The sequence below is a fragment of the Legionella wadsworthii DSM 21896 = ATCC 33877 genome (genome assembly GCF_000701265.1).
Classification (GTDB): Bacteria; Pseudomonadota; Gammaproteobacteria; order Legionellales; family Legionellaceae; genus Legionella; species Legionella wadsworthii.
Genome location: NZ_JNIA01000004.1, coordinates 1 through 15348 on the forward strand (window position 1 = coordinate 1; position 15348 = coordinate 15348).

Consider the following 15348-nt stretch of genomic DNA (forward strand, 5'->3'; position numbering starts at 1 on the left):
TTCTTAGCCATAATTGTGGTAATCGCTGCTGTTAATGTCGTTTTACCATGGTCTACGTGACCAATCGTGCCCACATTGACGTGTGGCTTTTTACGCTCAAATTTTTCCTTTGCCATTTAAATAACCTCGTTAACTTTATTGTTTCTTAATAATTGCTTCAGCAATGTTGGTTGGTGCTTCTGCATACTTGCTAAATTCCATTGTGTATGTTGCTCTTCCTTGTGTTGCAGAACGTAAATCAGTTGAGTAACCAAACATCTCTGCCAATGGAATCTCAGCTCTTACAATTTTGCCTGCAGGAGAATCTTCCATTCCTTGAACGAGGCCTCGTCGTCTGTTAAGGTCACCCATAACATCTCCCATATAATCCTCTGGGGTAACAACTTCAACACTCATAATTGGTTCAAGTAATACAGGTTTAGCTTTTAATGCACCTTGCTTAAAGCATTGAGAACCAGCGATTTTAAATGCCATTTCACTGGAATCCACTTCATGGAATGAGCCATCAAATAGAGTAACTTTAACATCCACTACTGGATAACCAGCAATTACACCATTTTGCATCTGCTCTTGTACCCCTTTATCAACAGCTGGAATGTACTCTTTGGGAATAACACCCCCCACAATTGCATTGATAAATTCGTAACCTTTCCCAGGCTCTTGGGGCTCAATTTTCAGCCAAACATGACCATATTGTCCACGTCCACCTGATTGTCTTACAAATTTGCCTTCTTGCTCAACAGGTTGTTTTAATGTTTCACGATAGGCAACTTGAGGCTTACCTACATTAGCCTCCACATTAAACTCTCGTTTCATGCGGTCAACAATAATTTCTAAATGCAGTTCACCCATACCTTCAATAATTGTTTGGCCAGACTCTTCATCGGTATGCACTCTAAAGGATGGGTCTTCTTGTGCCAATTTGCCGAGGGCTATACCCATTTTTTCCTGGTCTGCTTTTGTTCTTGGCTCAACGGCTACTGCAATTACAGGATCTGGAAAATCCATTCTTTCAAGTATGACCACATGATCCGTATCACATAAAGTATCCCCTGTTGTGACCGTCTTCAGTCCAACAGCTGCAGCGATATCGCCTGCTCTGACTTCTTTAATTTCTTCTCGAGAGTTGGCATGCATCTGTAACAAACGTCCAATCCGCTCTCTTTTTTCTTTTACTGAGTTGAAAACAGTATCCCCACTTTTTAGAATACCGGAGTAAGCTCTAAAATAGGTTAATGTACCAACAAATGGATCTGTTGCAATTTTAAAAGCCAGAGCAGAAAATGGAGCATCATAACTTGTCTTACGAGAAGCTGGATCACCATGCTCATCAATACCCTGAACATCAGGTATGTCAATTGGAGAGGGTAAATACTCAATTACACCGTCTAAGACTGCTTGAACACCTTTATTTTTAAATGCAGAGCCACAGAAAACAGGTACAATTTTATTGGTAACTGTCAATTGACGCAAAGCTTGTTTAATCTCAGTTTCAGAAAGCTCTTCACCCTCAAGATATTTTTCCATGAGTTCTTCAGTTGCTTCTGCAGCTGCTTCAACAAGTAGCGCACGGTATTCTTCACACTGAGACTTTAGATTTTCCGGGACTTCCTTATATTGGAACGTCATTCCTTTGTTTTCTTCATCCCAGTGAATTGCTTTCATCTTGATAAGGTCAATTACCCCTTTAAACTCTTCCTCGGAACCAATTGGTAATTGAAGCACAACAGGATTTGAACCTAACCTTTGCTTAATTTGACTTACTACACGAAGAAAGTTTGCACCCATTCTATCCATTTTATTGACAAATACGATGCGGGGTACACCATACTTATTCGCTTGGCGCCAAACCGTTTCGGATTGTGGCTCTACACCTGACACCGAATCGAAAACAACAATAGCACCATCGAGTACACGCAATGAACGCTCCACTTCAATCATGAAGTCAACGTGTCCCGGTGTATCAATAATATTGATACGATGGGATTCAAATTGTTTGTCCATTCCTGCCCAATAACAAGTTGTAGCAGCTGAGGTAATGGTAATTCCGCGCTCCTGCTCCTGAACCATCCAGTCCATTGTTGCAGCACCGTCATGAACTTCACCAATTTTATGAGACATACCGGTATAATACAGAACACGCTCAGTGGTTGTAGTTTTACCTGCATCCACGTGTGCTGCAATTCCTATGTTTCTATAAAGTTTTAATGGAGTAGACACGGATTACCTCTCTATTAGTTCCATCTAAAATGTGCAAACGCCTGGTTGGCTTTTGCCATCTTATGAGTATCTTCACGTTTTTTAACTGCGGAACCTTTACTTTCATAGGCATCCATCAGTTCGCCAGCCAATCGTAACATCATACCCTTTTCGCCACGCGAGCGCGCAGCTTGTACAATCCAGCGCATGCCTAGAGCAATACTGCGGTCTGTTCTAACCTCAACGGGGACTTGATAAGTAGCACCACCAACTCGGCGTGAACGGACTTCAACGCTTGGACGAACATTGTCTAGAGCATCTTCAAAATAGCGAAGAACTGAAGCAGAACCTGTACTACCGGATTCACCTTCTTCATCAGCTTTTTTAGTTTTCTTTACGCGCTCTTCTAAAACAGACAAAGCACCGTAAGTAATTTTTTCAGCAGTAGATTTTTTACCGCTAACCATTAAAACATTAATAAATTTTGCCAGTAATTCACTATGATGTTTAGGATCTGGCAAAATTTCTCTTTTGGGGACTTCTCTTCTTCTAGGCATTTCAATTTCCTACAATCAGTTATTTTTTATCTTTTGGTTTTTTAGTACCATATTTTGAACGACCTTGTTTCCGATCATTAACACCCGATGTATCCAAACTACCTCTTACTGTGTGGTAACGCACACCAGGTAAATCTTTAACACGACCACCTCTAATTAGAACAACTGAGTGTTCCTGAAGATTATGGCCTTCACCACCAATATATGATGAAACTTCAAATCCATTGGTCAAACGTACCCGAGCAACCTTACGCATCGCTGAGTTTGGTTTTTTAGGGGTCGTAGTGTAAACGCGTGTACACACACCGCGTCTTTGCGGACATGATTCCAGTGCAGGCACGTTACTTTTCTTTTTTACGTCCACACGAGGCTTTCTTACTAACTGATTAATAGTAGCCATTTATACTTAACTCCGATCTGTCTCTTTTGATTATTTCGAATGCATAAGGAGGCCGGATTCTATATAGCTACGGCAGATTTGTCAAGTTTAATCTGCCGTTTTTCGAATCCGAACTAGTGTTCTTGATTATCTGCGTTTAATGCTTCACTTAACGCATGTTCAACATCACTTGCGGTAACAGTATGCACTGGGTGCTCACCGACTGCAGCCTTAGCTCTTTTTGCCTTACGGCTCTGATGATATGCATAGCCTGTTCCTGCAGGAATTAAGCGTCCAACCATCACGTTTTCTTTTAAACCACGTAAATCATCGATTTTGCCGCTCACAGCAGCTTCTGTTAGAACTCTTGTTGTTTCTTGGAAAGAAGCAGCCGAAATAAATGATTCAGTAGCCAAAGAAGCCTTGGTAATACCTAACAATATAGGGATACCTCTAGCTACTTGTTTTTCTTCTGCAACCAACTTATCATTTTCTTGCAGCAATACACTTTCTTCTACTTGCTCACCTACCAGGAATTTAGAATCCCCAGCAAAAGTAATAACTCGTTTACGTAGCATTTGTCGCACGATTACTTCAATATGCTTGTCATTAATCTTTACACCCTGTAAACGATATACGTCTTGTACTTCATTTACGATGTAATTTGCTAATGCGCCCACACCAAGCAAACGTAAAATATCATGAGGATTAAGCGCACCTTCGGCGATAATTTCACCACGCTCCACATGCTCCCCTTCGAAGACAGAAATATGTCTCCATTTTGGAATTAATTCCTCATGGCATTGATCTTCAGAAACATTAATAAGTAATCTTCTCTTACCTTTTGTTTCTTTACCAAAACTCACCATACCTGAAACTTCAGCCATAACTGCAGAATCTTTAGGTTTACGTGCTTCAAACAAGTCAGCTACTCTTGGCAGACCCCCTGTAATATCACGAGTCTTAGAGCGTTCTTGGGGTATACGTGCAATAACGTCCCCTATACCCACATGGCTGCCGTCTTCAAAGTTAACAATCGCATCTACAGGCAAATAATATTGAGCAGGAACATTAGTACCAGCCAGATAAATATCATCGCCATTTTCAGCAACTAGCTTGACCATAGGACGCAAGTCTCGTCCTGCAGCGCTTCGTTGTTTCGCATCGATTACCACGATGTTGCTCAGACCGGTTAATTCATCCGTTTGTCGATTCATTGTGATACCATCGATTAAATCAACAAATTTCAAATAACCAGTTACCTCGGAAATAACCGGATGTGTATGTGGATCCCAAGTTGCAATGACCTGTCCAGCTTCTACTGGTGAATTATCTTGCACAGAAATCACAGCACCATATGGTAACTTGTAACGCTCGCGCTCACGACCAAACTCATCAACAATGGTGACTTCACCTGAACGTGATACCGCTACCAGATTTTTATTTTCATGAGTTACTGTTTTAATGTTATGTAAACGAATAACCCCTTTCGTTTTAATCTGAATATTATTGGCTGCTGTGGCTCTGGAAGCAGCACCCCCAATATGGAAAGTACGCATGGTCAACTGAGTTCCAGGCTCACCAATTGACTGGGCAGCAATGATACCTACAGCTTCCCCGGTATTGACTAAATGACCTCTTGCCAAATCACGGCCATAGCACTTAGCACATAATCCGAATCGGGTTTGGCAAGTAATTGGTGAACGAACCATAATTTGGTCTACACCTTGCTTTTCTAATTTTTCAACCCATTCTTCATCCAAAAGGGTACCCGCAGTGACAACGGGATCGCTATGGTTTGGGATATAAACATCTGCAGCGACTACTCGTCCTAATACACGCTCATGTAATGGCTCAACAATATCACCACCTTCAATGAGAGGCTGCATTAAAATACCTGTGTCAACTCCGCAATCGTCTTCTGTGATTACCACGTCTTGAGCGACATCCACCAACCGGCGAGTTAAGTAACCTGAGTTTGCTGTTTTTAATGCCGTATCCGCCAAACCTTTACGCGCGCCGTGTGTTGAAATGAAGTACTGGAATACGTTCAAACCTTCACGGAAGTTTGCAGTAATTGGTGTTTCAATAATGGAGCCATCAGGTGCTGCCATCAGTCCCCGCATACCAGCTAACTGTCTAATCTGTGCTGCGGATCCACGCGCACCTGAGTCAGCCATCATAAAGATGGGGTTAAATGATTCTTGTCTTACTTTATTACCTTTTGCATCCACGGCTTCTTCAGTTGCGATTTTACTCATCATTGATTTAGCAACCAACTCATTCGTTCTGGACCAAATATCAATTACTTTATTGTAGCGCTCACCATTAGTCACTAGACCCGAACGGAACTGCGATTCAATCTCACGTACCTCATTATCTGCATGCTCAATGATGCTGGCCTTATCATCAGGTATTTCCATGTCTTCAATACCTATCGATACACCTGACCGAGTTGCATATTTAAAGCCGGTATACATTAGTCTATCTGCAAAGATTACCGTTTCTTTTAACCCAAAAGTTCGGTAGCAGGTATCTATAACCTTAGAAATGACTTTCTTGGTCATGGTTCGGTTTATCGTAGCAAACGTCATGCCTTTTGGCAGGACCTCTGCAAGTATCGCCCGACCTACAGTTGTTTCAACTAAATGATGGCCCTCTTCAGTTTCTTTGGGCATCCGAATCTTAATTTTCGCATGAATATCAAGATGTCCGGATTCATAAAAATTTTGAGCCTCTTGTGGGCTTACAAAAATTTTCCCCTCGCCTAACGCATTAACCTTCTCGCGGGTTAAATAATACAGTCCAAGTACGACGTCCTGGCTGGGAACTATGATTGGCTCTCCACTTGCAGGCGACAATATGTTGTTTGTAGACATCATCAGCGAGCGAGCTTCCAGTTGCGCCTCTAGAGTAAGCGGCACGTGTACTGCCATTTGGTCACCGTCGAAGTCCGCATTGTATGCGGTACATACTAGAGGATGAAGCTGAATGGCTTTACCTTCGATAAGTACTGGCTCAAACGCCTGTATACCCAATCTATGCAGGGTAGGAGCACGGTTTAACAGAATTGGATGTTCACGGATAACATCATCTAAAATATCCCAGACAACCGATTCTTCACGCTCTACCATTTTTTTGGCTGCTTTAATTGTGGTAGCCAAACCCCTGAATTCTAATTTACTGAATATAAACGGCTTAAATAATTCAAGCGCCATTTTCTTCGGCAATCCGCATTGATGGAGTTTCAAAGTTGGTCCTACTACGATTACAGAGCGGCCTGAATAGTCAACGCGCTTACCCAACAAATTCTGACGAAAACGACCTTGCTTTCCTTTAATCATATCGGCTAATGATTTAAGGGGTCGTTTATTGGTACCTGTAATTGCACGACCTCGACGTCCATTATCCAACAGCGCATCAACAGATTCTTGTAACATTCTCTTTTCGTTACGAACAATGATGTCTGGTGCATTTAAATCAAGTAGACGTTTTAAACGATTGTTTCGGTTAATAACACGTCGATACAAATCATTCAAATCAGAGGTTGCAAACCGGCCACCATCTAATGGAACCAAAGGTCTTAAATCTGGTGGTAATACAGGCAATACATCCATGATCATCCACTCAGGCTTATTACCAGACTCATAGAAAGCTTCGAGCAGTTTTAATCTTTTGGTAATTTTCTTAATTTTTGTTTCTGAACTTGTTGTAGGTAATTCTTCACGCAAGCTCTTGATTTCCTCTTCCAAATCTACTTGTCGGAGTAAATCTCGAATCGCTTCAGCACCCATGCGGGCATCAAACTCATCACCGTACTGCTCCATTGCATCAAGATAAACTTCATCATTGAGCAATTGGCCGCGTTCAAGCTCAGTCATTCCTGGATCAACCACAACAAATGCTTCAAAATAAAGTACGCGTTCGATATCACGCAATGTCATATCCAGTAATAAACCAATTCGGGAAGGTAAGGATTTCAAGAACCAGATATGTGCAACTGGGCTTGCGAGCTCAATATGGCCCATACGCTCACGGCGAACTTTCGCCAAAGCCAGTTCAACGCCACATTTCTCGCAAATAACGCCACGGTGTTTTAGTCTTTTATATTTACCACATAAGCACTCATAATCTTTCACAGGACCAAACGTTTTGGCACAGAATAGTCCATCACGTTCTGGTTTGAATGTACGATAATTTATTGTTTCTGGTTTCTTTACTTCGCCATATGACCATGATCGGATTAGCTCGGGAGAAGCCAATGCAATTTTAATTGCATCGAATTCTTCACTTTGTCCCTGTTGCTTCAGGATGCCAAGTAAATCGCTCATCACAGGAGCTTTTCTCATTGGTTCATTCATTGGATCGTCGTTTAGAGTACTCAAGTCTATGCCTCCAAAAATTTGTTAATCAGTATGTATCGCTGAAAAAGTTAATCGTGTTCGAGTTCGATATCGATTCCCAATGCGCGAATTTCTTTCAATAATACATTGAAGGATTCTGGCATTCCGGGGTCCATACGATGATCGCCATCGACAATATTTTTGTAGATTTTCGTTCTACCTCCAACGTCATCTGATTTCACAGTCAACATTTCCTGTAACGTATACGCTGCACCATATGCTTCAAGAGCCCATACCTCCATTTCCCCAAAGCGCTGTCCACCAAACTGCGCCTTACCACCCAACGGTTGTTGTGTTACGAGGCTGTATGATCCAGTTGAACGGGCATGCATCTTATCATCGACTAAATGGTTTAGCTTCAACATATACATGTAACCTACAGTTACCGGGTTGTCGAATTTGCTTCCAGTTCTTCCATCAATTAAATAAGTTTTACCGTCTGAAGACAAATCAGCAAGCTGCAACATACGTTTAATTTCTGCTTCAGAAGCACCATCAAAAACAGGAGTTGCCATCGGGACACCCGCCTTTAGATTATCTGCCAATCTAAATAGTTCTTCTTCGCTTAAAATATCGAGATGTACGCGCTGAATGCCATCATGATTGTAAATTTCATTTAAAAAGTTCTTAATTTCGGAAGCTTCTTTTTTAGCTTCGAGCATTTGGGAAATTTTATTGCCCAAACCTTTTGCAGCGAGACCAAGATGGGTTTCCAATACTTGGCCGATATTCATACGTGAAGGTACCCCTAATGGATTAAGAACGATATCCACAGCTGTACCATCTTCCATATGTGGCATGTCCTCAACGGGGACTACAATAGAGATAACCCCTTTGTTTCCATGTCGACCAGCCATTTTATCCCCGGGCTGAATTCGTCTTTTCACCGCAAGGTAAACTTTGACAATCTTTAATACACCTGGAGCTAAATCGTCACCCTGAATTATTTTCTTACGGCTGTCATTGAATCGTTTTTCCATTTCTTTAGACAACATTTCTAATTGTTTGGAAAGTTGTTCCAGCTGTTGGCTTGTCACATCATTTTCAAGACGAATGTCAAACCACTTTTCTCTACCTATCTTATCCAGGTATTCCTGGTTTACTTTAGATCCTGGCTTGAGACTTCCTGGGCCACCGGTAGCAACTTTATCAAGGACAATGTTTGCAACGCGATGATAAATATCCTCTTCCCGGATACGACGTTCGTCAACCAAGTCTTTACGTACGCGGGCTAAATGCTCTTCTTCGATGCTTTTTGCACGGGCATCCTTCTCTAAACCATCACGCGTAAATACCTGTACATCGATGACGGTACCGTTCATTCCTGAAGGAACGCGCAGAGATGAATCTTTCACATCTGAAGCTTTTTCACCAAAGATTGCGCGCAGTAACTTTTCTTCTGGGGTAAGCTGTGTTTCTCCCTTAGGAGTTACTTTTCCAACCAGAATATCGCCTGCTTTGACTTCAGCTCCGATGTAGACCACTCCGGATTCATCAAGGTTTGAAAGTGCAGATTCACCAACGTTGGGAATATCTGCCGTTATTTCTTCAGTTCCTAATTTTGTATCGCGAGCAATACAGGTCAATTCTTCAATATGAATTGTCGTGAATCGGTCATCTTGGACTATCCGCTCAGAAATAAGAATGGAGTCCTCAAAGTTATATCCGTTCCAAGGCATAAATGCGACTAGAAGGTTTTGTCCTAAAGCCAATTCGCCCATATCAGTACATGGACCATCTGCCAGGATATCGCCTTTTTGAATCATATCGCCTGTATTCACAATTGGTCGCTGGTTAATACAGGTATCTTGGTTGGATCGGAAGTATTTGGTTAAATTATAAATATCAACACCAGTTTCACCTGCTGTAGTTTCATCATCATTCACGCGCACAACAATACGTGATGCATCCACGAGATCAATGATTCCGCCCCGTTTTGCAACGACAGAAACACCTGAGTCGGAGGCAACGATACGCTCCATTCCCGTACCGACAAGTGGTTTTTCAGAACGTAATGTGGGTACTGCTTGACGTTGCATGTTCGATCCCATCAGAGCACGGTTCGCGTCATCATGCTCCAAGAATGGAATTAAGGAAGCAGCCACGGATACAATTTGCTTTGGAGAAATATCCATATAGTTGATATTATCCGGTGTTGTTAAGGAGAATTCATTCTGATGTCTGCATGGGACTAAATCAGCAAGAATATTTCCTTCCTTATCCAGAGCTACGCTAGATTGTGCGATGTATTGATCCACTTCCTCTATTGCAGAAAGATATTCAATTTCATCAGTTACACGACCATTGACTACTTTACGGCATGGGGTTTCGATAAAACCATAATCATTCGTCCTAGCGTAAACAGACAATGAGTTAATCAAACCAATATTTGGACCTTCTGGTGTTTCAATAGGACAAACACGACCATAATGGGTTGTATGAACGTCGCGTACTTCGAAGCCTGCGCGCTCTCTTGTTAATCCACCTGGGCCTAAAGCGGATACTCTGCGCTTATGTGTCACACCGGATAAGGGATTTACCTGATCCATGAATTGGGACAGTTGGCTAGAGCCAAAAAACTCTTTAATTGCAGCAGAAACAGGCTTGGCGTTAATTAAATCTTGAGGCATTAAATTTTCTGATTCGACAAGACTTAAACGTTCCTTCACAGCTCTTTCAACACGCACCAAACCAACTCGGAATTGGTTTTCAGTCATTTCACCTACGCTGCGGACTCTGCGGTTACCCAAATGATCAATATCATCAACCATACCGATACCATTTCGGATATCAATTAATGTTTTAATAACTGCAAGTATATCTTCTTTAGTTAATGTACCTGGACCGTCATCGTTTTTTCTACCGACACGTCGATTGAATTTCATACGACCTACAGCAGATAGATCATAGCGCTCATCAACAAAAAATAGATTCTTAAATAAAGCTTCAGCAGCTTCTTTTGTTGGTGGTTCACCAGGACGCATCATTCGATAAATTTCTACAAGTGCTTCCAATTGACTTGAGGTAGGATCAATTTTAACTGTATCTGAAATGTAGGAACCATGATCCAAATCGTTGGTATAAATCATATCAAATCGATGAATCCCATTAGACGCCATAGTATCTAAGATTTCATCGGTTACTTCATCATTGGCATGTGCAATAAACTCCCCAGTGGAAGTATCGACGATATTTTTGGCCAATGTTTTGCCCATTAAATAATCACGTGGAACCACCAGATCTTTCATCTGACTTTTTTCCATTTGTTTAATATGGCGGGCAGTAATTCTTCTACCTTGCTCTACAATTAATTCACCTGTTTCAGGAACATGGATATCAAATGAAGCAATTTCACCGCGTAATCTTTGCGGAATAAGATCAATATGGTACTCACCATTTTTGAGGTGACAACTGGTCATTTCAAAAAATTCGCTAAGGATATCTTCAGTTTCATACCCTAAAGCTCGTAATAAAATACTTACAGGCAATTTACGTCTTCTATCTATTCGAACATAAACGCAATCTTTTGGATCAAATTCAAAATCCAGCCAAGATCCGCGATAAGGGATTATGCGCGCTGAATATAATAGCTTACCTGATGAATGCGTTTTACCTTTATCATGCTCAAATATAACGCCGGGAGAACGATGTAATTGTGATACGACAACGCGCTCAGTACCATTGACAACGAAGGTACCTACATCGGTCATTAAGGGTATTTCTCCCATAAATACATCTTGTTCTCTAATATCTTTAATTGGCTTAGGATCTTCGCTTGCATCTTTATCTAGAACAACAAGTCTGATTTTAACCCTAAGTGGTGCAGAATAAGTTAACCCTCTTAACTTGCATTCACGAACATCAAAAGCTGGTTCACCTAATTTGTAACCAACATACTCTAATCGTGCATTGCCAGAAAAGCTTTCAATCGGGAACACAGAAGAAAATGCAGCGTGCAATCCTGTATTAAAGTGTTCGTTCGATTTGCTATCAGCTTGAAGGAAATCCCTATAGGATTTAAGTTGTATTTCAAGCAGATTTGGTATTGCCATTTTATCGGCCTGCTTACCAAAGCTTTTGCGAAATCGTTTTTTCTCAGCATGTGAATATTGAGGTTTAGCTTCTGCAACGGCCATGGTGTTTCCTCTGTAAATTATTGATGACTTCAAACACGTAAACCCAGCCATGAAACCATGGCTGGGTCCTATCTCACTGATATAGCTTTATTATTTAACTTCTACTGAAGCACCTGCTTCTTCAAGTTCTTTCTTGAGGTTAGCAGCTTCCTCTTTAGATACACCTTCTTTAATTGTTGAAGGAGCACCTTCTACTAAGTCTTTAGCTTCTTTCAAGCCTAGACCAGTAATGCCACGAACAGCTTTAATTACGTTTACCTTGTTTGCACCAAAGCTGGTCATAACAACAGTGAACTCTGTTTGCTCTTCAGCAGCAGCGGCAGCACCAGCAGCTGGAGCAGCAACTGCAACAGCAGCAGCGGCAGCTGAAACGTTGAACTTCTCTTCCATTGCTTCAATTAATTCAACAACTTCCATAACAGACATATTTGCTATGGTTTCTAAAATATCATTTTTTGACACAGCCATTACTAGCTCCTGATTTAAAAAATTAATTTAATGATTAAATGATTTAACCTGCTTTTTTATCTTTTACTGCTGCTAAGGTTCTTACTAATTTAGCATGTGGCTCAGCAAGAGTTCTGACAAATTTCTCAATTGGCGCTTTCATCACGTACATCAACTTGGCGATTGCTTCATCACGTGTTGGTAAGCTTGCAACAGCATCAATTTGATCTGCATTATAAACTTTACCACCTACTGATAACGCTTTAATCTCAAGTTTTTCAAATGTCTTGTTGAACTCCTTAAGCAATCTCGCAGCATCGCTGGGAGCTTCCAGTGATAATGCGATAAACAACGGACCGACAAGCAAGTCATTCAAGCATTCAAATTCAGTGTTTTTAAACGCTCGTCTTGTTAAAGTATTTCTTACAACACGAAGGTAAACACCGGATTTACGTGCTTCTGTACGTAAATGCGTCATTTGATTAACGGTTAAACCACGATAATCAGCAACTACTGCCGAAATAGCTTTTGAGGCGACCTCAGTCACTTCTTCAACAACAGCTTTTTTTGCAGCTAAATTTAATGTCACGTTACTGACCTCCTAAATATACAAATCACAAATGATTTGCCAGTTATGGTGGCCGTCTCTTAAATGGGAGCCGGTTCACCGTCTGCGCAGGAAATTAAGCGTTAGCACCTGCGGTCTTCGACGGCATGGAACCAAATCTATGCCGTGAATTCCTAAAAATGGGTGGTTATATTACACAGGTATAGAAGAAATATCAATAGCTATACCAGGCCCCATAGTTGAAGATAAGGATATTTTCTTTAAATATTGACCTTTAGAAGAAGAAGGTTTTGCTTTCTTAAGATCGTTTATCAAAGCAACAATATTCTCTATGATGTCTTCTGCAGTGAAATCTACTTTACCAACAGTACAATGAATAATACCATTTTTATCTGTTCTATAACGAACCTGTCCTGATTTAGCATCTTTAACTGCTGCTTCTACGTTAGTAGTTACTGTTCCAACTTTAGGGTTTGGCATTAATCCTCTTGGGCCCAATACCTGACCTAGCTGGCCTACAATACGCATCGCGTCTGGAGTCGCAATCACTACATCGAAATCCATTGCGCCACCTTTAATTTTCTCAGCCAAATCTTCAAAACCTACGATATCAGCGCCAGCATCCTTCGCTTTATTCGCATTTTCACCTTGCGCAAATACTGCTACTCGCACGACCTTACCTGTACCTTTTGGCAGGTTAGTTGATGAACGTACCACTTGATCTGATTTACGAGGATCAACACCTAGGTTGACACTAATATCAAGACTTTCGCGGAATTTTGTTGATGCAAATTGCTTTAGAAGGTTTATTGCTTCACTAGCACTATATAAATGATTTGGTTTAATTGTCTCTAAAATCTTCTTTTGTTTTTTAGATACTCTAGCCATGGCATACCCCTTACTCTAAACCTTCAACGTCAATACCCATACTGCGCGCAGTACCTGCAATACTTCTAACCGCTGCTGCTAAACTTGCTGCAGTTAAATCAGGTTCCTTAATCTTTGCAATTTCCTCAAGTTGTTTGACGTTAAGTTTTGCCACTTTCTTAGTATTGGGTGTACCACTTCCACTTTGAATACCTGCAGCTTTTTTCAGAAGGACTGAAGCCGGAGGTGTTTTAGTAATGAAAGTAAAACTCCGATCACTATACACCGTAATCACAACAGGAGTAGGTAGTCCTTGCTCCATTTGCTGGGTCGCTGCATTAAAGGCTTTACAAAACTCCATAATGTTTACACCACGCTGACCCAAAGCTGGGCCTACAGGTGGACTTGGGTTTGCTTTACCTGCGGGAATTTGTAACTTAATATATGCTTCTACTTTTTTTGCCATATCTACTCCTTATGGGTCATACGCCAGTTTTTTTAAAGAAAAAATCTAATTTATTCTTTAAAAATCCAGCTCCCCTTTTACACAAAATAGCCCTGATTAACTTATTATTAGCAACTTTCGTTTATAATCAGTTAATCAGGGCGCCTTAGCGAACTAAGTTTTTTCTACTTGACTAAATTCAAGTTCTACTGGAGTTGAGCGTCCAAAAATAAGGACAGCCACTCTTAATCGGTTTTTCTCATAGTTAACTTCTTCTACTACGCCATTAAAGTCAACAAATGGACCTTCTTTAACACGAACCACTTCACCTGGTTCAAAGAGGATTTTTGGTCTTGGCTTGGTCACACCATCTTCTACCCGTTGCATAATCGCACGAGCTTCTTTATCAGTAATAGGTGTTGGCGTTTGGCTTGTGCCACCGATGAAGCCTAACACTCTTGGTATGGCGCGAATCATATGCCATGTTTGATCATCCATCACCATATTGACTAACACATAGCCTGGAAAAAACTTCCGAGTACTTTTGCGTTTTTGGCCTGAACGCATTTCTACTACTTCTTCTGAAGGGACAACAACCTCACCAATTCTATCATCTAAATTGTGGTGTTGTGCGCGAGATTTGATTTCACGCATCACAAAATTCTCATAGCCCGAATAGGCATGTACAACGTACCATTGTTTCGATTTTTGTTCTTCCACCGAATTCACCCTAAATGCGTTATTTTAGCAATTGACCACATCATCACTGAATCCACTCCCCAGAGGACAAATCCAGTTACTGCAACCATAACGATAACAATGGTTGTTGTTTGTATCGTTTCTTGGCGGGTTGGCCAGACGACTTTTAATAATTCAACTTTTGATTCTTGAGCAAATTTAAATATTTTTTTACCTGCAGAGGTCATGTAGGCAAATAACAAAGTCAGTAATAACCAAACGAGCCAGATTATCGACTGAATGGGACCAGAAAAATTATAATAATATGTGCAAAAAAATGCTGCTGCAGTGATAAGAACCACAGTCATCCATAAGGATATATCTTTAGCATTACTTTGATTTTCGTTCGAACTTTTCATAATCACTTGTAAGTTGGCAGGCCAGGAGGGAATCGAACCCCCAACCTGCGGTTTTGGAGACCGCCACTCTGCCAATTGAGCTACTGGCCTAAATTAATTGGCATGTGTTCCCACATGCCAACACAATTTAACTTTATTACTCGATTATTTTCGCAACAACACCGGCGCCTACAGTACGGCCACCTTCCCGAATTGCGAAACGTAAACCTTCATCCATCGCAATAGGTGCATGTAGATTAATGGTTAATTG

At 41.0% G+C, this 15348-nt stretch carries 13 protein-coding genes and 1 tRNA gene; all 14 read right to left on the reverse strand.

The features are described from left to right. On the reverse strand, positions 1-116 hold a 116-nt coding region (locus BU07_RS16900), incomplete at its 3' end, for a GTP-binding protein (RefSeq protein WP_202814221.1). A gap of 19 nt (positions 117-135) precedes the next feature. Then, positions 136-2220: an elongation factor G gene (gene fusA / locus BU07_RS0100480; protein ID WP_031562573.1), complete on the reverse strand. Its 2085-nt coding sequence runs from the start codon at positions 2218-2220 to the stop codon at positions 136-138. 14 nt (positions 2221-2234) lie between these two features. After that, entirely contained in the window at positions 2235-2756 is a 522-nt protein-coding gene (gene rpsG / locus BU07_RS0100485; RefSeq protein WP_031562574.1) for a 30S ribosomal protein S7, read from the reverse strand. Between the two features lie 19 nt (positions 2757-2775). Further along, the gene (gene rpsL / locus BU07_RS0100490; RefSeq protein WP_010654837.1) at positions 2776-3156 is read right to left on the reverse strand and encodes a 30S ribosomal protein S12; all 381 of its coding nucleotides are present in this window, start codon (positions 3154-3156) and stop codon (positions 2776-2778) included. Positions 3157-3269: 113 nt separating this feature from the next. Continuing rightward, the gene (gene rpoC, locus BU07_RS0100495; protein WP_031562575.1) at positions 3270-7466 is read right to left on the reverse strand and encodes a DNA-directed RNA polymerase subunit beta'; all 4197 of its coding nucleotides are present in this window, start codon (positions 7464-7466) and stop codon (positions 3270-3272) included. A gap of 101 nt (positions 7467-7567) precedes the next feature. Further along, entirely contained in the window at positions 7568-11674 is a 4107-nt protein-coding gene (rpoB, locus tag BU07_RS0100500; protein WP_031562576.1) for a DNA-directed RNA polymerase subunit beta, read from the reverse strand. A 90-nt stretch (positions 11675-11764) separates the two neighbouring features. Continuing rightward, on the reverse strand, positions 11765-12142 hold the full coding sequence (rplL, locus tag BU07_RS0100505; RefSeq protein ID WP_031562577.1) for a 50S ribosomal protein L7/L12: 378 nt from the start codon (positions 12140-12142) through the stop codon (positions 11765-11767). 43 nt (positions 12143-12185) lie between these two features. Continuing rightward, entirely contained in the window at positions 12186-12710 is a 525-nt protein-coding gene (rplJ, locus tag BU07_RS0100510) for a 50S ribosomal protein L10 (RefSeq protein WP_031562578.1), read from the reverse strand. A 171-nt stretch (positions 12711-12881) separates the two neighbouring features. Next, on the reverse strand, positions 12882-13577 hold the full coding sequence (gene rplA, locus BU07_RS0100515; protein ID WP_031562579.1) for a 50S ribosomal protein L1: 696 nt from the start codon (positions 13575-13577) through the stop codon (positions 12882-12884). A 10-nt stretch (positions 13578-13587) separates the two neighbouring features. Continuing rightward, positions 13588-14022: a 50S ribosomal protein L11 gene (rplK, locus tag BU07_RS0100520; protein ID WP_010654844.1), complete on the reverse strand. Its 435-nt coding sequence runs from the start codon at positions 14020-14022 to the stop codon at positions 13588-13590. 153 nt (positions 14023-14175) lie between these two features. Beyond that, entirely contained in the window at positions 14176-14721 is a 546-nt protein-coding gene (gene nusG / locus BU07_RS0100525; RefSeq protein ID WP_031562580.1) for a transcription termination/antitermination protein NusG, read from the reverse strand. A 5-nt stretch (positions 14722-14726) separates the two neighbouring features. After that, the gene (gene secE / locus BU07_RS0100530) at positions 14727-15098 is read right to left on the reverse strand and encodes a preprotein translocase subunit SecE (RefSeq protein ID WP_031562582.1); all 372 of its coding nucleotides are present in this window, start codon (positions 15096-15098) and stop codon (positions 14727-14729) included. A gap of 14 nt (positions 15099-15112) precedes the next feature. Beyond that, a tRNA-Trp gene (locus BU07_RS0100535) sits at positions 15113-15188 on the reverse strand. Between the two features lie 46 nt (positions 15189-15234). Then, a partial coding sequence (locus BU07_RS17125; protein ID WP_479724423.1) for an EF-Tu C-terminal domain-related protein occupies positions 15235-15348 on the reverse strand: 114 nt, incomplete at its 5' end.